Here is a 21,367-nt window from a genome sequence, read left to right on the forward strand (position 1 = left end):
CGAGAGTGATGGCGGATTGCCTTCCGTTATACCGGTGCAGGCGTGTTTTCAACGTCCTAGGAGGATGACAGAAGTCCTCTCAGGACATCGAGAACGTCCGAGAGAACGTGGTGCTGGGCGCGTGAGGCATCGATGATGGTGCGGGGCGAGAGATCGTATGAGAGCATGGTGGCTCTCATCCTGTCGTGGAAAGAGAGATCGTATCCCTCGAACCTGTTCTCGCTGTTCTCCTCCTTTGCGAGGCGACCGATGCTCCGCTCGAGTCCGACTCTCGGATCGACGTCGAGGATTATGGTATGATCGGGCATGAGATCGTCCGTGGTCGAGGCGTGGAGCGATCTGATGAATTCCGCATCGACGCCTTCCGCGCCCTGATAGGCGAGAGTGGAAAGGAAGAAGCGATCGCACACGACCCAGTGACCGGCCTCGAGGGAGGGACGGATCAGCTTCTGGACATGATCCCTCCGTGCAGTGGCGAACAGGAGCGTGTTCGAGATGCTGTCGTATGTCGCACCCTCGGTGATGAGGATGGAGCGGATGATCTCCGCATTGGGAGTGCCGCCTGGCTCCCTCGTCAGGACGACGGGCAGGTCGTGGCTGCCCTTCAGGTAAGCGACGGCCTCGCGGGTCGCAGTGCTCTTTCCCGATCCTTCGCCGCCTTCGAATACGATGAACTTGCCTCTCATGCGAACTTCCCCTTGGTCATGTCGTGATTGATGCGCCGGACGAGAGCCTCCTCGTGAAGCGCGGGACTTCCGCCCTCGCAATGTGGTCCGTCCGCCCATGCCTCGAGCGCCTCCCGGTCGAACAGTGTCTCGATATGCCACCCGATGCCGTCTCGATAGAGCACCGTGCCCACCTTCCGGAAGGTCTCGGCGTCTCCTCCGGTCATCTTCGATGTAGGATAGCTGTCATGGAGTCGCCCGGCGGCATGGCGTATTCGGTCCTCGTGCGTCACCACATTGCTCGCGTCGCCGGGTTCTTCGAGGTGGACCAGATAGCGCCCGTCTTCGAGATCCATGCCGACGAAGGCGGTCTGCGGTGCGAACATACCCCTCATCACCCCGATGGGGACCATGAGATGATAACGTCTGGAGGCATGACCCATGTCGTTCATCAGCGGGCTCCCATGTATCTGCGCAGGCTGTCCTGCATCATCTCGCGATAGCGTTGCTTCAAGACCGCTCCCGTAGGCGTGCCGCCCACTCTGGATGCGAGATCGCCAAGGAGCCTGATCTCGTTGTGGACGAAGGACAGGAGATGTTCCGCGGTCCGCTCGTCGTGCATGATCTGGGTGGCGCCATAGAGCTCGTCCCAGTCGTCATCCTCCCTGACGAGACGGTATGTGCCGGTGAATTCGGCATCGGGCTCGTCGCGGTACTCGATGTTCCGACCGTAGAGGCCCTCGATCAGGAAGCCGTCCTGTCCGTCGCGAGGTCTGCTGTGGAACAGGAGCGTCTCCTCGTACCACCCCTTCTCGTCGCCGTTGATCTCGGTGTTCACCATGCAGTAGTGAGGCTCCTCGTCTTCCTCGTAGGGAAAGACTTCGAGGGCGGTCTTGCGGATCTTCACGGTGAAGATGCATGGCCCGTCCTCCTGCTGCTCGATGGATTCGGGATATTCCCCGCAGAGACGCTGTATGTGATCCGCGGCCGCGAGGATGTGTTCGTCCTTCTCCGTCATGTGGTCTTCGTCCTTCATGATAGTTCGATGAGCCTTCCGAACGGAGGCTCCTTGCCCTTCCCCTCGGGTGCTACCCAGATCACGGGAACTCCGCATCTATCCGGGAACGGTCCGTCCATATCGGTCATGTAGATGATTAGATCGACGCACATGGCCTCGGCCGACTCCAGCGGCTTTATGAAGTTGGTCCCGCCCCTTCCTTCGAGGCTCAGTCCCCTGAGATCGGTGGTGTCGGTTATCTCACGGACCTCCCCGAGCTCCGTGTCGGCGAGGGCGAAGAGGAGTGTGGCGTTGGTCCTGCGCCGCATCCCCGATAGCTCTCCGAGGAACCCCAGATACATGTCCATGCTGATGGAGCCCGAACTGTCAGAGATGACCAGTGCCTTCGGCCTGGGAGTGCGCATCCGACCCGGCTCCCATACCGCACGCGAACCCATCGCGTCACGACTGATCATGGACCCGCTCGGTTTGCGGTTCGTCTTCTTGCGCTCGCGCGTGAGATGCTTGGCGGTTATCGTCCTGAAGGATGATTCCCAGGGGACCCTTCCCTTGGGAATGTCGCCCTTGATCCTTTCCAGAAGATCGCCCTTGGAACTCCCGAAGGAGCGCGCGTTGTCGAGACGGGCCGTCTGTTCCCTGATCCTGTCCTTCAGCTCCTCGAGGGTGCCACTGTCGGCGACGAGGTCGGGCTCATCGTTGAACATGGACCCGATGCGGTCGAGCGCCTTCTGTTCGGCTTCGGTCCTCTTGCCTTCAGCCGGCCCTCCGCCTGCGGCATCGTTCGGGTTGTCTTCGTCCTCCTGTTGCATGGCGCGAGCCTGCATCAGTTTCTCGTAGATGGTCTCGACATTGGTGGCGACAGGATCCAGTCCGTCCTTGTCGATGATGCCGAGTGTCACGAGATCCTCGCGGATCTTCCTGATGTCTATGCACCCATCGGGAAGCGCCAGCAGGCTGCTCCGTGCGGAATCCTCCCTGATGACATGGTTGATGAGGGCATCAGCGGCGATGTTGAAGCCCGTCGGGCAGTATGCATCATGCAACTTCAGCCGAAGGAGGCCGGCCCTTTGCGGGTGAGAAAGCACGCAATGCATGTATTCGTGCAGCACGACACCGTTCTTCTCCGCTTCCGTCAATGGCATGAAGCCGGGGCCGAAGATCACCTGCCGTCCGTTGGTCGCGGCGATGGGGACATCCCCCTCGACGTGATCCATGAAGAGCGCGGTCGAGCCCATCATCGGATAGACCTCGAGTATGCGAGCGGAATTGCGTTGAGCGGGATTCCTCCTCATGCCGCCTTCATCTCCTGGAGGTTGTCGTTGGTGCCGTCGCCGTCTTCGCGGCCTTCCCTGCGCCACTTCCTCAGCTCCTCCTTGATCCGCGGACTGTCCTGGACCTTGATGCCATGGAGGTTGCGTGCGCGGTCGAGGATGTTCTCCATGACGTTCGAGCGGCATTCCACGAGCGGAATGGAGGTCTTCCGGTCGAACGCGTCGAACAGATCGATCACCTGGAGGATGCGCTCGTTGGTGCTTGCGTACCAGATCATGGACTGACCGTAGGCCCACATGACGTCCATGCTCTTCGGAGTGTTCTCGGCCTGCTGCTTCTGGGACATCTTCAGCATCTCCTCGAGACTCGGCAGGTCGGCGAGCGTGCCGAGAAGGGTCCAGAGCGAGTCCCCGATCTCTTGGCCGAGCTTGCCCATCAGACCCGCCTTCATGACTGCGGTGTCCACGTTGTTCTCGCGGCAGTGACGGATGAAGTCGGAGACGGCGATCCACGAACGCGGGCTGGGCTTGATCACCTTGTCCTGCGCGTTCTCCTCGTCGGTGAGATCGAAGTGGTCGGTGCGCATGCGCAGGTATCCCATGATGGCGGGATCGACCTTCTTGTTCTCGGCGTAGCCGTTCGCCCAGATCTCGAAATCGGGTCGGACGAGAATGATGCCGAACCGATCGGCTGTGGCGCGATCCAGTTCATAGACGTTGGATCCGTCCTCGACGCTGTTGCCGGCCGCCATGAAGTAGCAGTTGTCCGGGATCCTGTGATCTCCCAGATGGCGCTCCAGAAGCGCGCTCATGATGCCCTTTCGGTATTCGTCCGGAGCCTGCATCAGTTCGTCGAAGAAGACCACGACATTGCCGTCCTTGCCGTCCTCGTCGGGCACCCAGCTGGGCGCATAACGGATCGTCCTCTTCGCCTCATGATCGAGATACTGGAGACCGACCGCCTCCTCGGGGGGAACGCTGTTCAGCCGGATGCCACGGAGCGTGGCGCCCATCTCCTTCGCGATGGCCTCGGCGGTGGTCGTCTTGCCGGTTCCGGGCGGTGAGATGAGAAGCGGGATGATGCCGCTTCTCATGTAGGCCAGCGCGAGGTTCATGGCGACATCGAGTGAGACTGGCGTTGTGTTGTACATTTCCTGTTCCCTTCCGGAATGATTGCCTTTTCCCCCCATTTCGGGAGGATCGTTCTCTTCTCCCTCCGAACTAGAGGGGCCTCATCTCGTTGCGCGAGTAGGTCAGATTCCCGGCGTTGCCGTAGTCGCTGATCGCCGGAACAATCTCCATTCCGATCTTCGCGAGCAGTCGCATGGCGTCTGGAGCCTCGTCCGGCCACATGAGTTCGAGCGCGTATTCGGCATCGGACTGTGCGATCGCCCTGTCCGTCTCGGAATCGATCCTGATCGAACGATGCTGCGTCTCGAAGAAGGGGTCCTGCTCGAGGTCGATGACGACATGCCCGATTCCTGTGGGAATGAGAGCCTGGGCCAGGCTCTGTTCGTCGATCCTCATCCCCCATCCCTTGATAGGGAGGCCCTGGGCGCGGGACAGGGCTGACAGAGCGACGCCGGGAGTCTCGTCGTTCCATTCGACCAGATCCTCTCCTTGGGTGGCGGCGAGGTCCTCGGACAGTGCCTTGCGGACCTTGTCTACGATGTCGTTCATCGGGTGTGCTCCATATTGAACTGGAAATGGGTGAAATCGAGTCCGTCCATCGCGGTCGTCAGGTCCCTCTCTTCGTCTAGATCATAGGAGAGGAGGGTCCTGCGGATGGCTCGTGTTTCGAATTGCTCGAGGAGATGTGCCCGGCGTCCGCCGATCTCGGCCTCCTCGGTCGCGGTGATGCGCGGAACTGCCTCGAGATGGATCCCGCCCCCGGTCAGCCAGGAGACCGGATCTGCTTTCGGGTCCCGCGTCTCGCTGCTGACCCTGAACCTGTCCCTTCCGACATGATAGCTGATACAGAGGGAATCCCTCCCGATGGTCAGGCAGAAGTGGTCGACACCGCGGAGGAACCCCTCCTCGATTCCCTTGGCATCCAGGAGATCCTGCATCATGCTGTCGTTCTGGCGGGTCAGATCCGGGTCCGTCCTCCTTATGGAGGGACCGGTTATCCAGGGCAGCTGCTGACCGGGATGGAGTTCGAGCCTCACGGAATTCCAGGCTCTCGTTTCTCCGCGCTCGTGACTGATGTAGTCCGCTTCCTGGGAGATGCATGAAGCGCGCAGGGCATGGACTTCGGGAGTGTCGAACCACGGATGGAGGACCCGACGGAGACTCATGCCGCCTTCAGGCAGTGCCTGACCAGATCGGTGATCGAATCACGCGCCACGGGTTCGCGATGTCCGAGGGCGCGAAGGGTCCGGACCTGGTTACTGGTGGTCCTGACCATGTCCTCGACTGCGGACTCGATGTCGCGGATGCAGTCCTTCCGGCTCTCCTCCTCCGCCCAGCCGCTTGATCCGGCCTCGATGTAGATGATGCCACTGAGGTATCCATCGCTCTCATCGTCGCAGTATTCCGGGGCGGAGAGATTGCCGGACAGCATGATCGTGATCATGTCATGAGGAAGGTCCTCGAGATGCGGGTTCTCATGCATGTCCTGCTTCTCGATCACGATCCCGGTGCGGAATACGGTATCCGTGGGGGCGTTGTCGGAGGTGGAATTCCCCGTCACGAAGGAGATGTCGAGCGAGGAATCACCGCTCACGAAGAGCTCGCCCTCGTCGCGTGGCGAACCCTGGATGGTGATGGAGGCCTTGACCCTGTTGGAATCGAGGATCTGCAGGTCCTCGATCTCTATGTCCTCGGGTTCGTATTCCATGAATCCGGGAAGGATGTCTTCGATCTGCTTTGCGTTCAGAGGCATGCTATCTTCCTCATTATTGCGGAGACGTATTCCTTGAGAGCCTCCTTCTGATGGGAGACCATTGGCTGTCGTATGTGGTCGAGTTGACGCAGGACGAGGAACAGGTCGCCGGACGCCTCCGATGCCAGATGCTGCTCGAACTCTGCCCGTATCGCACTGCGAGGCCCTTCCGAGAGATCTGCGGGGCCCAGCCAGGCGGTTATCCTGTGCGTGTCCGGTGAATCTGTGTATTCGTCATACCCCTCCACCGCCGAGCACCATTCGGCCTGCCAGCCGTCGGGGATGCCTTTTCCGAATTCCCACTTGCTCGATTCGGCAGAACCGAGTCGGGCGCTGTGATATTTGCAGTCACGGCCTCGCAGGGGGACGAGAATTTCCTGTCCCTCCCTCTCTCCGAAGTCCTCCGAGGAGAAGGGATTGCCATCCGCCTTGATGCTTATGTCCCAGCCTCCGTCTTCGTCCGGACGCAGATCGATCTCCTCGATCTGCGTGCCGTTCTCCTCACCGATCTCCCTGAGGAGCTCTTCGAGATCGACCGAGGTCATACGACGCTCGACTCGTGATGTTCGAACAGACCGCCACCCTTGGCGATGATGGTCAGACGGTCATCGTCGGGCTCGTAGAGATGCGTCAGGCGCGTCACGTCGGGCATCGTCTTGAGACCCATGGAATCCGCGGAGATCTGCTGCATGATCTCCGCCGTGTCGTCCATTGCCAGGACGGTCTCGCTCACCTCGAAGTCGTAGAGGATGATGCGCTCCTCGTATTCCCAGGCTCCGTCGACCATGACGGCGTGGGCTTCGTAGTCCGCCTCGTCGGTGAACTCCGAACGGTTCCATTCATAGGCGAAGCCGTCACGAGTGAAGTGATAGTTGAATTCACCGGTCGTGTTGCCTTCGTCGTCCGCGTCGAAGGGGGCGAAGTCCCACACATCCACCGCACGTCGTTCCAGGCGCCGCATGGCGGGAACATGGTCGAGTTCGTCCTCCGAGACGCTGTCCTGGTGATCCACCGGCGAGATGCCGGCGTGGCCGCGAGGATCGATGTTCGAATTGTCGTCGTAGTAGTAGCGGGCGTAGAGATCCACGTAGACCGACCTGATCTTGGCGCCGTGTGCGGCCGTGAGCTCATCCACACTGGCTGCGATCCAGTCGGGAACCAGACGGACGTCCAGCCCCGTGAAACGGGGCCAGGGTCCTTCGGTCTTGATCTCGGTCATGCAGTTCATGCAGCGATCCTTTCGATGGTGGAGCGGGCCTGACGCAGGAGGGCCAGACGCCTGTTGTATGGAGCGTCCTGGCTCCGATCGACGAGATCGTGCACCAGGCCGGCCACGTTCACGATGTCGACGCCTTCCTGTTCCGGTTCGCTCTGGGAGAGAGTGGAGAGGAGCGCGGCGTCCTTGAGCATCTTTTCCATGGCAGCGCGCTCGGGGCGGAATGCGTCCATGTTCCCGATGATGCTGCTTGCGAGCCGCAGACGCACGGTGCGGAAGCCCTCCGGAGGCGCGACGAAGACAGGGACGTTGCCGGCCGGGATGTCATCGAGCAGCTGGTTGAGCATGGCCGATGCGGTGGCCATAGCATCCTGCTGCGTCTCGAAGTCGGTGGCCTTGGTGATCTCGTCGAACTGCGAGAGCATGTCCGACAGATCGATACCGTCCTCGATCGCGGCGGCTCCCAACTGGGTGGTCCATCCCTCGGCGACGATCGCGGCGGGATTGGAGAAGACGCCTCCGGCCTGCAGGGTCCCGAGGAGAGGCAGGATGCTCTTGATGGTGACGAGGCTTTTCATGCTCTTTTTCCTTTCAAAAATGCTTATGCATTAACCCCGTCCAGAGAAGGCCTAACCGCACGTTTGTCGTAGCGGTGTTTTCCATCCTAAAAGGGACACGGAAAAGAATTCCGGCAATGAAGGGAAATCACAGATGAGTCTGAAGGCGAAGATGGCGGCGCAGCGGGCCAAGAAGGAACAGAGGTTCGCGGAGCGTCAGCTCATCAAGGCTGGCGAGACCGGGGAGTCGCTCGCCCGCAGCATCTCCTCGATGCGACAGCCGTTGAACCTCAAGAGGATCGAGGACGCCGCGGCGATCTTCGATCCGAACTCGCAGAATGCCGAGGTGATCGAGAAGCTGTTGAGCAAGCCCAAGGAGAAGGCCATGTATCTCATGGTTAAGGACGAGCTGCAGGGGGATTGGATGGCGGATTTCCGTCGCCTGCTCTCCGTCATGCCGCAGGTTGCGATCATGCAGGGTCAGACGCTCTCGTGGGATGACTGGCGTGGCTACGCCGATCAGGCGGGTCTCGACGAGAAGGGGCTGACCCAGGCGCTCAAGCTGATCGTCGTGTTCCGAAAGGCGGAGAACAAGCGCGCCGGAGGCTGACGGACCGGTGATTATCGGAATAGGCCGGCCACCTCGGTGGTCGGCCTATTTTCTTGCCAGCTTGCGAGCTTTCTTCATGGCCTGCCTGGCTCTCGTGTCGCAACCGTGATTGACGGCTGCTCGCCTGTCTATCTTCCCGCGATGGGCCTTGACGTGGTTCCATCTGAGATCGAAACCGGTCTGCGTAATCTTACGGTCGAAGATCGACGATATCTTGTCGATGTGTTCGTTGCTCTGCTTCACGTAGAGGCGGAGCTCCTTCATTGTCCATCCACGCTTCTTGGCGTCCTTGCGCCTGAACTTGCGACGCGCTTGCCCCGTGAGGACGTTCATGACATTGTCGTTGTCCGTGGCGAGGACGACGACGTCACCTTCCTGGATCATGTCCTGCGCGATGGCATAGCAGATGCAGTTGAGAGCCGCCATCGCCTCCGCGATCGTCGTGTCGAGCAGCTTCGCCTTGAAAGCGCCATCGATCTCGAGGACTCCGCGATCGCTCTTGATCCATCCTGCCCATCCTCCGGCCATTGTTCCGGGGCAGATGGAGGCGTCGCTGAAGATTGTGACGTTCACGTCGCCATTGTAGGAAGAAAATCCCCCTCGGCGTAGGGGAGATTTAGGATCATGCGGCGATTCCGAAGAGTTCTCCCTGTGCCTCCTGCCTTCTCTGTCTGGCTTCGCTGAAGTCGGCCATCACGATCTCGACCGTGATGGTCGTCGAGCGGAAGGGCGTGAGCACGGTCGTATCCGTCGCGACGCCCAGTTCGAGTTCGACGCCGGTGGCCTTGCTGAACCGATCGTAGCGCTCGTTTTCGATACGGGTGAATCCCTGCCGGCCCGAGTAGGCGAAAGGACAGGCCTGCTGGGGAAGGATGAAGACGCCGTAGTCCGCGATGTCGCTGACCATGTCGATGGCCTCGTAATGGGCCTCGCCCTTGAACCGCGGTCCTGACGCTCCTTTCGGTTTCGAGACGTTGCCGAAGGGAGGGTTGGAGATGACCGTGCGGAACCCGCGACTGGTGAGCTCCCTCAGCAGGACGTCATCGTAGATGGATCCGCAGATGACCTCGGCCATGGGAAGGATCTTCCGGGCCACTTCGCAATAGTCGGGGTTCAGCTCCAGCAGGACGATCTCATCGAACGTCTGGCCGTGGTCCAGTACGGCGGCGGTGAGTCCTCCGATGCCCGAGCATAGGTCGAGCAGCTTTCCGCCCTGCGGAACGTTGAGAGCGAGGTGGAAGCCGATGTCCCATGGCGTGAAGAATGCGCTGTTGGCGGCATTGTTGTGTGCCGCACCCTCGTGCCATCCGTCGATGACGGCGCGCCGCTCGTCGACATGATGGGCGTTGCCGCTTCCAAGGATGCGTTCGGCGGTCGCGTGGGAGTTTCTCTGTGTCCTGGTGAGCTTCATGAGGGTGTTCTCCGTCAGAAGGGGATGTCATCGTAGACGACGGGGCCCGTGATGGGGGCGAGGTCATCGAAGGGATCGCGCTCGGGCATGCCTTCGGGTCTGTAGTCGACGCCGGGGCGCCATTTGTTCGGGTCCCCGGCGACGATCGCGGGCTTTCGTGCGGGTGTGGGCGCGGGTGCATCCAGTGTCAGGAAGGGTATGCCGAGTCCTCCGGCGAGGAGAGGCAGCACCGCGACCTTGTCGAAGGGCAGCATCGCTGCTCCTGAGCGATTTCTCATCGCGAACCGCATCTCGTCTTCCGCGATGATGGCGGAGACGATCGTGGCCATCATGCGCCGGCCCTGGGTCGCCTGGGCTGCCTTCATCCACCTGATGACCCGGATTTCGGTGCCCCCGTCATCATGGACGTCCTGCCGCATGATCTTCGTCATGGTGGGAAATCGAGGAGCCTCGGTGACGAACCTTCGTTGCAGGTCCTCATGTCGTTCGAGGATCCTGAAGTCCTGGGGACGCCAAGGCTCGACATGGTCCATGATGACGCGGCTCCCGCTCACATCGCCATCGAGGATGACTTCCTCTCCCTCCTGCGGCTTCCAGGACACGTCCCGGTATTGCGCATTGATGGCCTTGGCTATGTGGCCCCGGGTCTTGAACTCGTATTCTGAGCCCTGGATTTCGAGTGTCCCGGTGAGGGAGTTGTCCCTCCAGTGCTCGAGGTTGAGCACACGCGCGCGCATGCAGACGGCGTAGGCCATCGTATTTCTCCTGATTGTTGGAATGGGTGGTCTGGTGGACCGTCAGTCGAAGAAGACGATCCGTCCGAGACGGTCGTCGACACGCAGGAAGAGCCGCGTGCGTTGCCACAGCCAGGTGGCGAGAATCCCGGTCAGGATCGAGGCGGGCAAGGCGATGAAGCCATCCATGCCGCTGACCCAGAGGATGTAGACGCCGATGGCGAGGCTGGAGATCATGGTCCAGAACTGCCAGATCATCTTGAGGACGAGACCGCCGGCGAACCAGATGAGCGGCGCCAGTATCACCACGATCACGCCTACGGCGACCCAGATGTTCATGTCAGGCCAAGCCGGCCTTGGCGAGCCTCTGCATCGCGGGATTGCCCTTGGGCGCGCTCGGTGGATCCTGTCCCGCCTGATCCTGCTCCGGATCGGAAAACGCATGGAGAGCCAGCGGCCCGCTTTCCTGAGGAGGCGTATACACCTCGTAGTCGCCTTCCACGAGACCGTGGTCCTCTTCTCCCTCGGGCATCCCGGGAGGGACCGTTTCGGAAGGGGGACCGCCCGTACCGGGCGATCTCATGATCTGCCGGTTCTGCTTCGCCTTGACGGCTTCCCGGAGCTTCTTGGTGAAGGGATCGACGGTCTTCTTCCAGACGTTCGTGATCTCGTAGACCTCGGCATTCGACCCTATCGATATCCGGCCGAACATGAGGCCCTTCTCGCTGTCGAAGTTGTTGACCCGCTCGAGTTCGATGCTGCTCTGCTTGAGACCGTAGAGCATGCCCTTGTCCAGGAAGATGACCCGCTCGTTCGTCAGGACGATGAGCCACGTGTTCCCCTTGTGCAGGCCCGAGGAGAACGCCAGGACCTGCTCCTGATTGTCGAGGATGCGAGGAAGGTAGTCGAGCTCCTTGCTCGTGAAGAAGCGATCGTCACCCATCTCGTCGGCGATCGCCTTCCACACTCTCTCGAGCTGGGACCTGTCCGCGGTCGTGAAATCCATCAGTTCCATTCGTCAGTCCCTTATACGAGGAAGCACGAGCGATATCTCGCACAGGAGAGGCTCCCAGGATGGCGGGTAGATGTCCATGAACCAGGTATCCCCGGTCAGCCTGACATGGGGACTTCCATGCTCCATGAGGGTGAGCCGTCTCCCGTCGCGCAGATCCTCGCTGAAGTCGGATCGATGCGGCATCTTGAGGGAGACGGACAGGAAGGCGTGGAATATCTCGGCCTCGTCCTTCTTCATCCTGACCTGAACCGTGGGATCGAGGGCGTCGGAAAGGATCATCTCTCCTCCGCTGACGCTGATGGTATGGGAGTGCCCGACCCCGTCGTTCACTGTCCTGGCCCTTGCGGCCGTCGTTCCTGGTGCCTCGTTCATGCTGGCGTTATAGGTTGCTTTTCTCCTGCGCCAAAGCACGCACGGCCTTTTTGTGGAGGCTTGGTGACTTTCGGTTTCCTTCCTAGAATACGGGGAAGGAAAGGTTCGTCATGAAAAGATTTCTTCTGCCCTTGTGCATCGTGATGCTCGCTTCGGCGTGTGGGAGCGAGAACGGCACCGACGCCTCGGAGGCTGATCTGGTGAGGCCCGAGGCGGAAGTCTCGCAGATGCGCATGGTGGCCGGTCGCTGGCAGTCCCGCACCGGAGTGCTGCCGGGGCAGGACAGGCGTCATCTCGTGGTCGATTTCGCGAATGATGGTTCCGTGAACATGACCCTGCGCGAGAGAGGCCCGAAGATGGACATAATCATAGCGGAGAGCACGGGGACCATGGTCCTGGGCAAGGATTCCATATCCGGGACGCTCGATGAACCCGGTAGGGATCTGCGTGGATTCCGGAGCTTCTCCGCCGCGATGCCAAGGGAGGGCGTCCTCTCCCTGAAGGGCAGCGGGATGGGCGTGGACATGACCTACAGCGGCCAGTGACCTAGAAGTCGACCTCCTCGGCGAGCTTGTCGATCTCCTCCCTGTCGGGCTTCTCCGCCTTGGGGGCGAGGTAGCGCCGGCCCTCTTCCTCTATCCATTCCTCGAAGGAGCGCCTGTTCCTGTCTACCTCGAGCTGGAGATCGAGGTAGACCTCCGACTGCAGCTGGAGCGCGACGTCCTCGTCGCAGTCCGCCATCTCCGAAAGATGCGCGAGACGTTGTGCATCCATGCCGTTTTCCTCTCAGCTCATTTCTTCGTATACCGCGCCCTCGTTGCCGAAATCGGCCGAAGGCCTGACCTCGTTCTCAGCGAAGATGAAGAGATCCTCGTGGATGAGATCCCCCACGTAGGTGTCGATCATCTCCATCCATTCCCCGTCGATCTCGATCTCGTAGTGGACGACCTCCCACTCCTTCTCGATCGCCCGCATATGGAGAATCCAGCTCTCCCCGCCGACCTCGAAGACGACCCCGACGGAAGGATGCTCGTCGCTCTCAAAGGTGTAGCGGCATACGGCGTTCATGATCGAACGCGGGAGGACCGACTGTGCGAGAATGTCATAGAGCTTGCGATCGACACCGTCGCGATCCTTCGTCGTCCATCCGACGATCTCGAGACCGTCCGGACCACGCTTGGCTTCGGGGTAGATGTCGAATTTCCCGTAGTTCACGCCGTTCAGAGCGAGCTTGACCGAGGCGGGAATGGGGATGTGATGTGGCATGTGCTTGGCTTCCCTGGAATTGATGTGTTCTTCTAGGATGATTGATCGTCTTTTCAAAACGAGTCAGGTGCATAGCCTCACTGCCGCACTGGCGACGTGCATGAGGAGCGGTCCATCGGGCTCGCCGCCCGTTGCATCGAGTCTTACCGCATCGATGAGCCGCTCGGGAGTGAGAGCTCTGCATGCCGCATATCGGGGAGACCAGCGAAGACCCTCGATGGTGATCCGGATGTAGGACATCTGGCCCTTCTGGGTCATGGAATTCCAGGAGGCGACGGTGAACGGCGGCTTCACTCCGCTGTCGGAATCCTCGCGCGATGTTTCATCCTGCACCTGGTCGAGGACTTCCTGAGGACTTTCCTGCGCATGCAGGACGCAGGGGGCAAGCAGGATAGTGGATCCGAGGATCGCGGACCCGAGGGCGGTCGAGATCCTCATTGCGCTGCGCTCCCGTAACAGCCCGTGAGAGCCAGGAAGGTGTCGACGAAGGGCAGATCGGGTCTTTCCTTGGCGACCTCCACCATCACCTTTTCGACATGCCTGGGTGTGATCCCCGAGAGGCACTGCTCGTCCATGATCTCGGAATGCTGGGGATGATCTGACACCGCGAGGAACAGTGATTCGACCGCGGCGAGGATCATTGCCTGCCGCTCGTTCCGTGCCAGGTCCGCCCATTCACCGAGTGTAAGCGGTTCGGGACTCGTCTGCTCGGCGACGGGCTCCTGTGCCTGTGCGGCTGCCGGCTGCGATGTGATCATTGCCAGGGCCAGAGCGGTTGCGATGTGTCTCTTCATAGAAAAAGGGGCCTCCTTGATCCATCCTTTTAGGATGCCGGAGACCCCTTTTGCAAACGGGTGTTGAACAGGTCGGCCACCAGCTACATCGCCATGGCCTCTCCTGCCGCGATGCGATGGGCCTCCATGCGCCGACCGAAGGTGGGCTGACGGCGAGGCGAGGAGAGCTGGGGACGCGCCGATCGCATCACTGGAGCGCTCACGACCGGGGCGCGGGCGGGCGCCTGATCCTCGCTCTGGATCTCGAGAGCGGCGGTGAGTCTGTCCTTGTTGCCATCCGCGACGCGATCGAAGGCTCCGACGGACACCGACTTCAGCTCCGCAGGCGTCATGTCCTTGAGCATCCTGCGCGCATCGATGCCTTGGCGTTTGAGGGTCTCGATCGCGACGAGGCCGGACTGGTTCTGCTTCCCTTCGTCGACGGCCTTCTTCAGCGACATGAAGTCACTCGCCTTCGCGACCCCCTCCCTTTCGCCGATGATGTGGCTTGCGGCCTCCTGGATGGAGACGCTGCGGTGCGTCCTGCGCACGGCCAGGGTGAATTCCCTGTCATTCATCTTGTCGCTTCCGATACCGGCTATCTCGCGAGGAGCGGTGTTCGAAAGACGATTGGCGAGCATGACCGGATCGGCGGCGGGCAGCTTTTGCGCGGCCACTGCAGCCACATCGGGAAGATTGGGGTGGATCCGCCTGAGATCGGAGACGGCGGCCTTCCAGCGCACGCTGTGCTCCTGGCTATGAGCTTCGTCCACGATAACCTGGAAGTTCTCGATATACCGGTTTTCCATGTCCTTCGTCCTTGCATGCGTGTGTTTCGCGTATGATAGCACGTGGACGTTTTAGGATGGAACGAAAATTTTTCCCAACTCCGGAGACCGCATCATATTCCTTGCCTTGTCGGGCATGGAGATAGTAGTGTCATCCTGAAAACTGCTGATCGAATCAGAGGAAATCATGCGCGCAAAGATCCTTCTGGCCTCCTTGGCCCTTCCCATCGCAATGCTCGATGTATCGGCCGCCATGGCGCAGGACGGATCCAGGATCGTGATGCGGCGTCCGCTCGAGGCTCCGGCATCGCCCTCCAGCGCTCCCGGTCCGTCGACATGCGGTGGACCCTCGAACCCGTGCCCCGAGACCTGCGACTTCACGCGTCCGCGCTGGGTCAGTGATACCTCCGATTCGTCCGTCTGCACGGGTTCGCTTGCGCCGGCCAACGCGCATTGCGAGGCGATGGACTCCTCGAATGCGATGATCGCCGTCCCCGATTCGGTGTGTCTGGAGGATGCCTCCTCCTATTCGGCTCGATGCGGAGCGTTCATCGGGATGCCGGGTTCGGGTGCCGTCGCGGGCCCTCGTCCCCAGACCATCCCGGGTTCGATGAACTGCGAGCTTTCGAGCGAGGTGGTGCTGGTGTCCGTCGGCGCCGAGAGAGTGGCCACGGGCGCGATGGGAGGTGACGGTATCTGGCGCATCTTCGGTTTCGAGGGTTCGACGCCTGCATCCTGCACGTATCCGTCGGCAGCTCCGGCTGCGATCGAGTGCCGCGTGAACGGTGTGCCGAGCGACCCTTCCAACTGCAGCGTTGACGCCTATTCCGCGCTCTACTCCCAGAACCTCGTTCCGGTGAGCCCGAACGGCGTGACGCCTTCCGATATCAGATTTGCGCAGTGGGTCCGGCCTGGCACCGAGACATCGGGCTGTGTCGCCGATTGGGAGACATCGGAAGGTTCCGTTCCTCCGGGCTGCGGGACGGTCACGATCCCGATCACGGTGACCTGCGAGGCGCAGAACGCCCAGTCGGGTGATGTGCCCGAGGAGGAGCTCTCTTGCGATCCTTCGACCCGTCCCGCGGAAAGCAGGCAGACGCAGGACTACAGGGCCTGCACGATCGCGATGGAGAGTTCGAACTGGTCGTCCTATTCCGGCACCTGTGGGTCCGTGCAGAGGACGAGGCAGGCATATTGCCGGAGGTCGGACGGCACCGCGCTCAATCTCTCGGATCCTGCATGCAGCCAACTGGTGTCGGATTACTGCACCAACCTGTCTCCCGGAGTCTCCTGCGAAGGTCAGACTGCGACCGTGATCACGGTGAGGGAGATCGCGGACCTTGGTGCGTGCCCTGACCCGGAACTCACCAACTTCGAGTGGGCGACAGAGGAATGGGGCGCGTGGAGCGCCACTTGCGGCGCGGCGACGCGCTCGCGCAGCGTCTCGTGCGTGAATGGCTACGACACGGTGGTGGATGACGATGAGTGCAATCCGGAACTGAGGCCGTCGAACTCCGAGAGCGCGACGCGCACTGTGGGATGCTCCGGTCCGAAATACTGCTCCGGATCGAACGTCATATCCAGCCTGGTGAATTCGTCGAATGTGGACAGATCGGCAGACTGCGCGTCTCTCGGTGCGACGTGCATGGAGAAGTCCTACGTCAACAACGGCTCGACGGCGTCCTACGTGTCGTCGTGCTACGGAGCATCGTCATCCGTTAGCACGGCACCCAATCAGACGACCGCGGTTACGGTGCACGGAAAGCAGTATACGTTCGGTGCGGACGGCTGGTGTGTTTACGGTGACTCTCCGGCGAGGGACTGCCTCCGTGATGCAGTGTCGATCACTCCCGCGACGCCGACTCCCCCGACGGTCCTGCCTCACTGCACGGCCTACAGCAAGCAGGTGACAGGTGATACCTGCGAAGGCGGAACGCTCATCGCAACCGGAGAATACCATCGCTACAGCAATGGTCATCCAAGAGGTGCAGGTGAAGAGAGCTCGGGAATGACTTCCGAACTTGCCTGCATAAATGCAGGAGGAAACTGCTGGCAGGAGCAGCGCCTGCCTCACACCGAATACGGAGAGTGGAGCGAGGACAACGACTACTTCGAATGCCATGCCGGCGCGACTTCGATCTCGCCGGACGGCACTGCCGACGGCCTTCCGAACGTCACTGATCCGGAATACTTCGATGCAGGATTCCTTTCCTGCACCGCGAGCACGAATCCGTGCGATGCCAGTGATCCTTCATACAACACATACGGTGGCCGCGTCTGGGTGAACGATCCTTCTGAGCAACCGCAGACGTTCGTGGATCAGTGTGCTGCCGCCTCGGGTGCGTGCTACGTGACGATGCAGACCGGCGCAGTCGAGAACGAGCAGGCCGGTGGCTGGGAGATATTCGACACGGCCTGCTTCAGGAAGAACGGCGACGGCTCCTTTTCGCAGGTATTCCGGACGGAATGGAACAATCACAACTGAGGCCTGACGGATCTGTCGAGGACAGTTTGGGAAGGCTGTCTTTCCTTCCTATAAGTCAGGGGTGAATGCACACACCCATGGGATCCTTCATGACCGAAGAAATGACCAAGTTCGATCGCAAGCTGACCGACATATCCCGTAAGGTCGTGGCCCGATGGGGTCTGGACTTTCCGAGCAATCCGAAGAATCCGAAGCGGGCTGTGGTGATCGCCCTTAAGCAGGCCATCGGCGTCGCGTCCGAGCGATCCTTCATACCGGTCTATCCGGATGATCACGGATGGAACTCCATCGGCCTGCGTGGCCTGACCGTTGAACGCCTTAAGGCCGAGGACGAGCCGACGCGCCTGCAGAAGGCCGGGGAGGAGTGGGGTGTCGTCGCGGTGATCGAGGGAATGGGTTCCTCGATCATGGTGCCGATCGCGGCCGATCTTTCGGAGGACGTGGCTCGTACCGTCGCGTCCATCGTGGACGAGGACAAGACGGAGTTCCTGCTTCTCGACGAGATCCCCAAGCTGCTGTCGTCACGGACCTCGACGGATCCGAGGTCCGATGACGCCGAGGTGTTCGTGACGATCGCGGCGCTATCCTGGGATGAGATCAGGGACATATCGCAGGATTCGAATCTTCCCCTCTCGGAGTCGGTGTTCTTCAGGCGGCCGGTGGCCTGGGACCTGCTGAGGGCGAGAATGTCCGGTGGAAAATGCCCTCAGCTCCCGGTCTTCTCGGAGAAGGACTTCCTTTCACGCAAGGACAGGTCCGTGAAGTTCGACCGGAGACGGACCGCCAGTACCGTATCGCTCCTCTCGAACGCCGCCAAGCGGGATGTCGATCTGGATACGCCGGCGGGCCGCAACTGGTTCGCCATGGTCGTTGACGGGCTGAACTCGCTGGGGATCGGTAAGCCCATCGAAGGCCTCTCTGTCGTCATGAACTTCGAGGTGATCGAGCGGTCGGCCGGTGTGGTGGGCATCCGCACCCTGTGCATCGGTTTCGGACTCGATCCGCTCCAGGCCTCATACTTGCTGGATCTGGCCAGATCGGACCCGGATGCGTTCTTCGATCTCGAGTCGGAGAAGGACAGATTCTTCCATCTGTCATCCGTGGATGTCGTTCCCGACATGTATCTGTCGGCCGTGAATGCGACCACTGCCGGTCGTGACGGGAAGACCTATGACAGGCTGGTGGCCGCCACGACCAGCAAGAAGCAGTATCTCAACGCATGATCGTTACATGAGCTGGTGAATACGGGAAGGAAGGCGTTATTCGCCCTTCTTCCCGTCCAACCCTTTGCCGATCCCGGAGACCATGGATCCCGCATGGTCGACGACCGTGGCGGTGCCCGCCTCGATGCTCTCCTGCTCCTTCATCTCTGCGAGAAGCTGCATCCCGAGCCAGATGAGGGTCGGCGCCAGGATGAGGATGATCGCCATCTTGACGATCCCGATGACGCCGTCGACGAGGCCGTTGATGGCGTTGCCGACCACCCGGAAGGGGAATGCGAACAGCGATCCCACGGAGCCTAGGATGCCGCGGAGGAGCCAGTCCTTGAAGGGCAGATGGATGTTGTGGTTGGTGACGACGCTGATGTTCTGTCCGTTGGGAAGGACGGCATGCGCCTGCTGTGCGCCGCTGACCTGATCCTGCACGGTGGGCAACGTCTCGCGATTGGGCACCGGCACGATGTCTCGCGATGCGGTTGCGGCAACCGGCCGCGCCATTGTCCTGAGATTCCCCATGACGTTCTCCTCTTTCGTATCTTTTTTCCACCCCAAGGGGCAATTCCCGAGATCCTATCCTCCCAGGAAGACGATCCTGATGTCGTTCGTGAAGGAGAAGACCATGAGCAGGGCGAGTATGGCGTATCCGCAGACGACCACTCTCTTGAGAGTCATCTCCTCGAGGTTCCTGCCGGAGACGCCCTCGAAAGCGTAGATTGCAAGGTATCCTCCGTCCAGACCAGGTATGGGCAGGAGGTTCATGAAGCCGATCGCGATCGATATGAGTGCGGCGAAGTAGGCCAGCTGTATCCACCCGAGGGATAGCTGTTCGGCGCTCATCTTCGCCATGCGGATGGGTCCGCTCAGATCGTCCAGACTCCTCTTCCCTGTGAGTATCTGTCCGACGGAGACGATCTGCAGGCGGAAGAGCCTGACCGTCTCGGTGAGAGAGACATCGATCACGTCGGCCAGACCGCGGACTTCCTGCTTGTGCTGCGGGAAGGACAGTCCGAGGGTCCCGACCTCGTATCGGTTGCCGAATTCGTCCGTCATGTCATCCCTTCGGATGGTCATCTCATGCGTGTTCGTATTTCCATCACGCTCGACGGTCAGGGATATCGGTTCGCCGGGATTCATCCGGATGGACCTCGAAAGGGTCTGCATGTGGGGGTCCGGTTCGCCGTTCCAGCCGACGACTGCGTCGCCGTCCCTGATGCCGGAGGCGTAGGCCGGACCATCGATGTCGACATGGGACACGCGCGGCTCGACCACCACCTTGCCGAAGGACATCGCGAGAACGAGGAAGATTATCGCTGCGATGACGAGATTCATCGCAGGCCCGGCCGCGATGATGACCGCTCTCTTCCATCGTGGGAGAAGGGAGAAATCGTGCTTCTCTCCCGTGGACTCCCTACCCGGGACCGGGTGCATCTCGCCGGCGAACTTGACGTATCCTCCGATTGGGAAGGCGCTGAGCTTCCAGCGTGTTCCCTTCTTGTCGACGGCAGCGGCCAGTTCCGGACCCATGCCGACGGAGAACGCCTTGGGGATCAGGCCGAACGCCCGTGCGGCGAGATAATGTCCCAACTCGTGGAGTATCACCAGGGTGACGACTACCAGGAGGAAGCTGAGTATTGCCGTTATCACGAACTGGACGACCATGTGCGACGCACTCCATTGGATTCATTGTCCGGTGGTGTGCGCCGCATGGTCTTCGTGGTCAACTGTTTTGAGGATGGATCAGGCTGCCTTCCTCCCGGTGACCGGAGGACTTGCCTTCGATTCGGTGTCGAGCTTGGCCGAGAGGAATATGTCGGCCTGGGTGAACTCGACCCTATTTCCGTCGAGGGTCGAGACGGCGTCCCATTGATTGGCGTTCAGCCATGCGAGACCGGATTCCTGATCGAGGAGAATGGGCACACCGCCGTGATCGACCGATTCGGTGATGGTGACGATCCCGCCGTCACGCGAGGGATCGATCAGACCTGGCACCCATGCCCGCTCGCCTGACATCCAGCGCCGCGTGGGAGAGCTCTCAACGTAGGCATCCACGGGAATGAGGACGCGCATGCGAAGGAGTCGGGACCACTTCTCGTTCGTCTTCAGTGATTCGCGCTTCGCGTTCCAGAAGATCCGTGGCTTGCTGCCGCTGAACATGGTCTGCCCGTAGCGCGACAGCCCCCACTGCGAACGACCGCCGGGACGCTCGAGGAACGGCACCTGTCGTCCGGTGGTGACGACCCTGCCATGGAACTTCATGGCATCCTCGATTCCATTCGCGCGCGCGCTTTCCGGGATCGATAGTCGATATCCCCAGCTCATATCCTTTTCCTTTCTTGGAGAGATTCCAGAGAGTCAGTCTGCCGGAGGCCTTTTCCCCTCCTTCAACAGAAATCTCTCTCTCATATCCTCAGGAAGAGGGGCGCTAGAGCACGTTCCAGTGATCCCATTCTCCGCCACCGGGACCGAACAGCTCGAGATAGGGACCATCGTATATCTGCTCGACCATGGTCCTGAAGCGTGGGTGTGCTCCTCCGGAGGTATACGGAGCGAACTGCAGCTTCCTTATGTCCTTGCGCGTCTTGCGCGTTCCGTCCTCCTGCAGGTGCTTCCTGAGGGACGGCTCTCCGCGGACGCCCATGATCATGGGTACGGGATTGCTGCGCGTGATGTAACCGGTGGCCATGGGAAGATCACGTTCGTGATGCATCGCCGTAAGGTCGGTGTCCTCGCGGGTCCTGGCCCAGTAGAACGCGAAGCCGTTGTAGCGCAGCCCCCAGATGTCGAACAGCGACAGGACCCGGTTCAGCTGCGTGTCGGGCGCCCATATGAACACGACCGCATCCTTCTCGAGGAGAATGGGCATGGGAAGACGGGCCAGATCGGAGAACCCGAGCGTCGTGGTGTCGACTCCGCCCGGCTTGCGTGTGTCGCCCTTCTTGGACCTGTGCTTGAAGAGCCAGGGAGGCGTCATGTAGACGACCTTCCATCTGCGCGTGGATTCCCCCAGGAGATCGAAGCTCGGAGGCCTCGAACTGATGATCTCTTCGGGAACTCTGGACAGGTCGATATCCATGGACGCATT

The 21,367-nt window shown here is 60.8% G+C and carries 30 protein-coding genes; 4 read left to right on the top strand and 26 right to left on the bottom strand.

What is annotated here, in order from left to right; translation table 11 throughout:
- Nucleotides 1-56 precede the first annotated feature (56 nt).
- The 11 genes from tmk to Q0602_RS11320 form a co-directional block, all read right to left on the bottom strand.
- Nucleotides 57-686 carry a dTMP kinase gene (tmk, locus tag Q0602_RS11270; RefSeq protein ID WP_298843049.1) on the bottom strand — a complete coding sequence of 210 codons (630 nt, stop codon included), beginning with the start codon at nucleotides 684-686 and terminating at the stop codon, nucleotides 57-59.
- The gene (locus Q0602_RS11275) at nucleotides 683-1,117 is read right to left on the bottom strand and encodes a hypothetical protein (RefSeq protein WP_298843051.1); all 435 of its coding nucleotides are present in this window, start codon (nucleotides 1,115-1,117) and stop codon (nucleotides 683-685) included. The genes tmk and Q0602_RS11275 overlap by 4 nt, the downstream gene beginning before the upstream one ends.
- The gene (locus tag Q0602_RS11280) at nucleotides 1,117-1,701 is read right to left on the bottom strand and encodes a hypothetical protein (RefSeq protein WP_298843053.1); all 585 of its coding nucleotides are present in this window, start codon (nucleotides 1,699-1,701) and stop codon (nucleotides 1,117-1,119) included. The genes Q0602_RS11275 and Q0602_RS11280 overlap by 1 nt, the downstream gene beginning before the upstream one ends.
- Nucleotides 1,698-2,975, bottom strand: a complete 1,278-nt coding sequence (locus tag Q0602_RS11285; RefSeq protein ID WP_298843055.1) for a VWA-like domain-containing protein — start codon at nucleotides 2,973-2,975, stop codon at nucleotides 1,698-1,700. Before Q0602_RS11285 ends, Q0602_RS11280 begins: the two co-directional genes overlap by 4 nt.
- Nucleotides 2,972-4,105: a MoxR family ATPase gene (locus Q0602_RS11290; RefSeq protein WP_298843058.1), complete on the bottom strand. Its 1,134-nt coding sequence runs from the start codon at nucleotides 4,103-4,105 to the stop codon at nucleotides 2,972-2,974. The genes Q0602_RS11285 and Q0602_RS11290 overlap by 4 nt, the downstream gene beginning before the upstream one ends.
- A gap of 70 nt (nucleotides 4,106-4,175) precedes the next feature.
- The gene (locus Q0602_RS11295; RefSeq protein ID WP_298843061.1) at nucleotides 4,176-4,634 is read right to left on the bottom strand and encodes a hypothetical protein; all 459 of its coding nucleotides are present in this window, start codon (nucleotides 4,632-4,634) and stop codon (nucleotides 4,176-4,178) included.
- The gene (locus tag Q0602_RS11300) at nucleotides 4,631-5,251 is read right to left on the bottom strand and encodes a hypothetical protein (protein ID WP_298843064.1); all 621 of its coding nucleotides are present in this window, start codon (nucleotides 5,249-5,251) and stop codon (nucleotides 4,631-4,633) included. Before Q0602_RS11300 ends, Q0602_RS11295 begins: the two co-directional genes overlap by 4 nt.
- Entirely contained in the window at nucleotides 5,248-5,838 is a 591-nt protein-coding gene (locus Q0602_RS11305; RefSeq protein ID WP_298843067.1) for a hypothetical protein, read from the bottom strand. The genes Q0602_RS11300 and Q0602_RS11305 overlap by 4 nt, the downstream gene beginning before the upstream one ends.
- Nucleotides 5,829-6,383, bottom strand: coding sequence for a hypothetical protein (locus Q0602_RS11310; protein ID WP_298843070.1), 555 nt, complete (start codon nucleotides 6,381-6,383; stop codon nucleotides 5,829-5,831). Before Q0602_RS11310 ends, Q0602_RS11305 begins: the two co-directional genes overlap by 10 nt.
- Complete coding sequence (locus tag Q0602_RS11315; RefSeq protein WP_298843072.1) at nucleotides 6,380-7,066, bottom strand: hypothetical protein; 687 nt, start codon at nucleotides 7,064-7,066, stop codon at nucleotides 6,380-6,382. The genes Q0602_RS11310 and Q0602_RS11315 overlap by 4 nt, the downstream gene beginning before the upstream one ends.
- The gene (locus tag Q0602_RS11320) at nucleotides 7,063-7,632 is read right to left on the bottom strand and encodes a hypothetical protein (RefSeq protein ID WP_298843075.1); all 570 of its coding nucleotides are present in this window, start codon (nucleotides 7,630-7,632) and stop codon (nucleotides 7,063-7,065) included. Before Q0602_RS11320 ends, Q0602_RS11315 begins: the two co-directional genes overlap by 4 nt.
- A 133-nt stretch (nucleotides 7,633-7,765) precedes the next feature.
- Here Q0602_RS11320 and Q0602_RS11325 point away from each other — a divergent pair, with 133 nt between their 5' ends.
- Nucleotides 7,766-8,221: a hypothetical protein gene (locus Q0602_RS11325; RefSeq protein ID WP_298843078.1), complete on the top strand. Its 456-nt coding sequence runs from the start codon at nucleotides 7,766-7,768 to the stop codon at nucleotides 8,219-8,221.
- Between the two features lie 45 nt (nucleotides 8,222-8,266).
- On the opposite strand, the gene Q0602_RS11330 is transcribed toward Q0602_RS11325, so the two are convergent.
- The 6 genes from Q0602_RS11330 to Q0602_RS11355 are packed head-to-tail and all read right to left on the bottom strand — an operon-like array spanning nucleotide 8,267 to nucleotide 11,660.
- Entirely contained in the window at nucleotides 8,267-8,794 is a 528-nt protein-coding gene (locus Q0602_RS11330; protein ID WP_298843081.1) for an RNase H family protein, read from the bottom strand.
- Between the two features lie 49 nt (nucleotides 8,795-8,843).
- Nucleotides 8,844-9,632 carry a methyltransferase gene (locus tag Q0602_RS11335; RefSeq protein WP_298843084.1) on the bottom strand — a complete coding sequence of 263 codons (789 nt, stop codon included), beginning with the start codon at nucleotides 9,630-9,632 and terminating at the stop codon, nucleotides 8,844-8,846.
- A 14-nt stretch (nucleotides 9,633-9,646) separates the two neighbouring features.
- The gene (locus Q0602_RS11340) at nucleotides 9,647-10,387 is read right to left on the bottom strand and encodes a hypothetical protein (protein WP_298843087.1); all 741 of its coding nucleotides are present in this window, start codon (nucleotides 10,385-10,387) and stop codon (nucleotides 9,647-9,649) included.
- 42 nt (nucleotides 10,388-10,429) lie between these two features.
- Entirely contained in the window at nucleotides 10,430-10,705 is a 276-nt protein-coding gene (locus tag Q0602_RS11345; RefSeq protein ID WP_298843090.1) for a hypothetical protein, read from the bottom strand.
- A 1-nt stretch (nucleotide 10,706) separates the two neighbouring features.
- A complete protein-coding gene (locus tag Q0602_RS11350) occupies nucleotides 10,707-11,372 on the bottom strand; it encodes a PH domain-containing protein (protein ID WP_298843093.1) in 666 nt (221 codons plus the stop codon).
- Nucleotides 11,373-11,384: 12 nt separating this feature from the next.
- Nucleotides 11,385-11,660, bottom strand: a complete 276-nt coding sequence (locus Q0602_RS11355) for a hypothetical protein (RefSeq protein ID WP_298843097.1) — start codon at nucleotides 11,658-11,660, stop codon at nucleotides 11,385-11,387.
- A 203-nt stretch (nucleotides 11,661-11,863) separates the two neighbouring features.
- On the opposite strand from Q0602_RS11355, the gene Q0602_RS11360 reads away from it, so the two are divergent.
- Entirely contained in the window at nucleotides 11,864-12,298 is a 435-nt protein-coding gene (locus tag Q0602_RS11360) for a hypothetical protein (protein WP_298843100.1), read from the top strand.
- 1 nt (nucleotide 12,299) lies between these two features.
- On the opposite strand, the gene Q0602_RS11365 is transcribed toward Q0602_RS11360, so the two are convergent.
- The 5 genes from Q0602_RS11365 to Q0602_RS11385 form a co-directional block, all read right to left on the bottom strand.
- Nucleotides 12,300-12,527: a hypothetical protein gene (locus tag Q0602_RS11365; protein WP_298843103.1), complete on the bottom strand. Its 228-nt coding sequence runs from the start codon at nucleotides 12,525-12,527 to the stop codon at nucleotides 12,300-12,302.
- Between the two features lie 12 nt (nucleotides 12,528-12,539).
- Nucleotides 12,540-13,019: a hypothetical protein gene (locus Q0602_RS11370; protein WP_298843106.1), complete on the bottom strand. Its 480-nt coding sequence runs from the start codon at nucleotides 13,017-13,019 to the stop codon at nucleotides 12,540-12,542.
- A gap of 63 nt (nucleotides 13,020-13,082) precedes the next feature.
- Complete coding sequence (locus Q0602_RS11375) at nucleotides 13,083-13,457, bottom strand: hypothetical protein (RefSeq protein ID WP_298843109.1); 375 nt, start codon at nucleotides 13,455-13,457, stop codon at nucleotides 13,083-13,085.
- Nucleotides 13,454-13,813 (bottom strand): hypothetical protein, encoded by a 360-nt coding sequence (locus Q0602_RS11380; RefSeq protein WP_298843112.1) that lies wholly within the window; start codon nucleotides 13,811-13,813, stop codon nucleotides 13,454-13,456. Before Q0602_RS11380 ends, Q0602_RS11375 begins: the two co-directional genes overlap by 4 nt.
- Nucleotides 13,814-13,896: 83 nt before the next feature.
- Nucleotides 13,897-14,601, bottom strand: a complete 705-nt coding sequence (locus Q0602_RS11385) for a hypothetical protein (protein ID WP_298843115.1) — start codon at nucleotides 14,599-14,601, stop codon at nucleotides 13,897-13,899.
- Nucleotides 14,602-14,767: 166 nt separating this feature from the next.
- On the opposite strand from Q0602_RS11385, the gene Q0602_RS11390 reads away from it, so the two are divergent.
- Both Q0602_RS11390 and Q0602_RS11395 read left to right on the top strand, forming a co-directional pair.
- Entirely contained in the window at nucleotides 14,768-17,065 is a 2,298-nt protein-coding gene (locus tag Q0602_RS11390) for a thrombospondin type-1 domain-containing protein (RefSeq protein ID WP_298843118.1), read from the top strand.
- 89 nt (nucleotides 17,066-17,154) lie between these two features.
- Entirely contained in the window at nucleotides 17,155-18,288 is a 1,134-nt protein-coding gene (locus tag Q0602_RS11395) for a hypothetical protein (protein WP_298843121.1), read from the top strand.
- Between the two features lie 36 nt (nucleotides 18,289-18,324).
- Here the strand turns inward: Q0602_RS11395 and Q0602_RS11400 are convergent, their stop codons facing one another.
- The 4 genes from Q0602_RS11400 to Q0602_RS11415 all read right to left on the bottom strand — a co-directional run bounded on the left by Q0602_RS11400 (nucleotide 18,325) and on the right by Q0602_RS11415 (nucleotide 21,358).
- A complete protein-coding gene (locus Q0602_RS11400) occupies nucleotides 18,325-18,801 on the bottom strand; it encodes a hypothetical protein (RefSeq protein WP_298843124.1) in 477 nt (158 codons plus the stop codon).
- Between the two features lie 54 nt (nucleotides 18,802-18,855).
- Nucleotides 18,856-19,944 carry an RIP metalloprotease gene (locus Q0602_RS11405; protein WP_298843127.1) on the bottom strand — a complete coding sequence of 363 codons (1,089 nt, stop codon included), beginning with the start codon at nucleotides 19,942-19,944 and terminating at the stop codon, nucleotides 18,856-18,858.
- Between the two features lie 78 nt (nucleotides 19,945-20,022).
- Nucleotides 20,023-20,604 (bottom strand): hypothetical protein, encoded by a 582-nt coding sequence (locus tag Q0602_RS11410; protein ID WP_298843131.1) that lies wholly within the window; start codon nucleotides 20,602-20,604, stop codon nucleotides 20,023-20,025.
- 103 nt (nucleotides 20,605-20,707) lie between these two features.
- Nucleotides 20,708-21,358 carry an MT-A70 family methyltransferase gene (locus Q0602_RS11415; RefSeq protein ID WP_298843135.1) on the bottom strand — a complete coding sequence of 217 codons (651 nt, stop codon included), beginning with the start codon at nucleotides 21,356-21,358 and terminating at the stop codon, nucleotides 20,708-20,710.
- Nucleotides 21,359-21,367: the final 9 nt, after the last annotated feature.

It is taken from the genome of uncultured Salinicola sp. (genome assembly GCF_937921195.1).
Classification (GTDB): domain Bacteria; phylum Pseudomonadota; class Gammaproteobacteria; order Pseudomonadales; family Halomonadaceae; genus Salinicola.

Coding starts and splice junctions, on each gene's coding strand:
- Q0602_RS11325 (WP_298843078.1), top strand. CDS start 7,766: ATGAGTCTGAAGGCGAAGATGGCGGCGCAGCGGGCCAAGAAGGAACAG.
- Q0602_RS11310 (WP_298843070.1), bottom strand. CDS start 6,383: ATGACCTCGGTCGATCTCGAAGAGCTCCTCAGGGAGATCGGTGAGGAG.
- Q0602_RS11395 (WP_298843121.1), top strand. CDS start 17,155: ATGACCGAAGAAATGACCAAGTTCGATCGCAAGCTGACCGACATATCC.
- Q0602_RS11300 (WP_298843064.1), bottom strand. CDS start 5,251: ATGAGTCTCCGTCGGGTCCTCCATCCGTGGTTCGACACTCCCGAAGTC.
- Q0602_RS11295 (WP_298843061.1), bottom strand. CDS start 4,634: ATGAACGACATCGTAGACAAGGTCCGCAAGGCACTGTCCGAGGACCTC.
- Q0602_RS11415 (WP_298843135.1), bottom strand. CDS start 21,358: ATGGATATCGACCTGTCCAGAGTTCCCGAAGAGATCATCAGTTCGAGG.
- Q0602_RS11320 (WP_298843075.1), bottom strand. CDS start 7,632: ATGAAAAGCCTCGTCACCATCAAGAGCATCCTGCCTCTCCTCGGGACC.
- Q0602_RS11400 (WP_298843124.1), bottom strand. CDS start 18,801: ATGGGGAATCTCAGGACAATGGCGCGGCCGGTTGCCGCAACCGCATCG.
- Q0602_RS11280 (WP_298843053.1), bottom strand. CDS start 1,701: ATGAAGGACGAAGACCACATGACGGAGAAGGACGAACACATCCTCGCG.
- Q0602_RS11305 (WP_298843067.1), bottom strand. CDS start 5,838: ATGCCTCTGAACGCAAAGCAGATCGAAGACATCCTTCCCGGATTCATG.
- Q0602_RS11355 (WP_298843097.1), bottom strand. CDS start 11,660: ATGATCCTTTCCGACGCCCTCGATCCCACGGTTCAGGTCAGGATGAAG.
- Q0602_RS11350 (WP_298843093.1), bottom strand. CDS start 11,372: ATGGATTTCACGACCGCGGACAGGTCCCAGCTCGAGAGAGTGTGGAAG.
- Q0602_RS11385 (WP_298843115.1), bottom strand. CDS start 14,601: ATGGAAAACCGGTATATCGAGAACTTCCAGGTTATCGTGGACGAAGCT.
- Q0602_RS11375 (WP_298843109.1), bottom strand. CDS start 13,457: ATGAGGATCTCGACCGCCCTCGGGTCCGCGATCCTCGGATCCACTATC.
- Q0602_RS11315 (WP_298843072.1), bottom strand. CDS start 7,066: ATGAACTGCATGACCGAGATCAAGACCGAAGGACCCTGGCCCCGTTTC.
- Q0602_RS11360 (WP_298843100.1), top strand. CDS start 11,864: ATGAAAAGATTTCTTCTGCCCTTGTGCATCGTGATGCTCGCTTCGGCG.
- Q0602_RS11340 (WP_298843087.1), bottom strand. CDS start 10,387: ATGGCCTACGCCGTCTGCATGCGCGCGCGTGTGCTCAACCTCGAGCAC.
- Q0602_RS11370 (WP_298843106.1), bottom strand. CDS start 13,019: ATGCCACATCACATCCCCATTCCCGCCTCGGTCAAGCTCGCTCTGAAC.
- tmk (WP_298843049.1), bottom strand. CDS start 686: ATGAGAGGCAAGTTCATCGTATTCGAAGGCGGCGAAGGATCGGGAAAG.
- Q0602_RS11290 (WP_298843058.1), bottom strand. CDS start 4,105: ATGTACAACACAACGCCAGTCTCACTCGATGTCGCCATGAACCTCGCG.
- Q0602_RS11410 (WP_298843131.1), bottom strand. CDS start 20,604: ATGAGCTGGGGATATCGACTATCGATCCCGGAAAGCGCGCGCGCGAAT.
- Q0602_RS11380 (WP_298843112.1), bottom strand. CDS start 13,813: ATGAAGAGACACATCGCAACCGCTCTGGCCCTGGCAATGATCACATCG.
- Q0602_RS11390 (WP_298843118.1), top strand. CDS start 14,768: ATGCGCGCAAAGATCCTTCTGGCCTCCTTGGCCCTTCCCATCGCAATG.
- Q0602_RS11275 (WP_298843051.1), bottom strand. CDS start 1,117: ATGAACGACATGGGTCATGCCTCCAGACGTTATCATCTCATGGTCCCC.
- Q0602_RS11345 (WP_298843090.1), bottom strand. CDS start 10,705: ATGAACATCTGGGTCGCCGTAGGCGTGATCGTGGTGATACTGGCGCCG.
- Q0602_RS11365 (WP_298843103.1), bottom strand. CDS start 12,527: ATGGATGCACAACGTCTCGCGCATCTTTCGGAGATGGCGGACTGCGAC.
- Q0602_RS11335 (WP_298843084.1), bottom strand. CDS start 9,632: ATGAAGCTCACCAGGACACAGAGAAACTCCCACGCGACCGCCGAACGC.
- Q0602_RS11285 (WP_298843055.1), bottom strand. CDS start 2,975: ATGAGGAGGAATCCCGCTCAACGCAATTCCGCTCGCATACTCGAGGTC.
- Q0602_RS11405 (WP_298843127.1), bottom strand. CDS start 19,944: ATGGTCGTCCAGTTCGTGATAACGGCAATACTCAGCTTCCTCCTGGTA.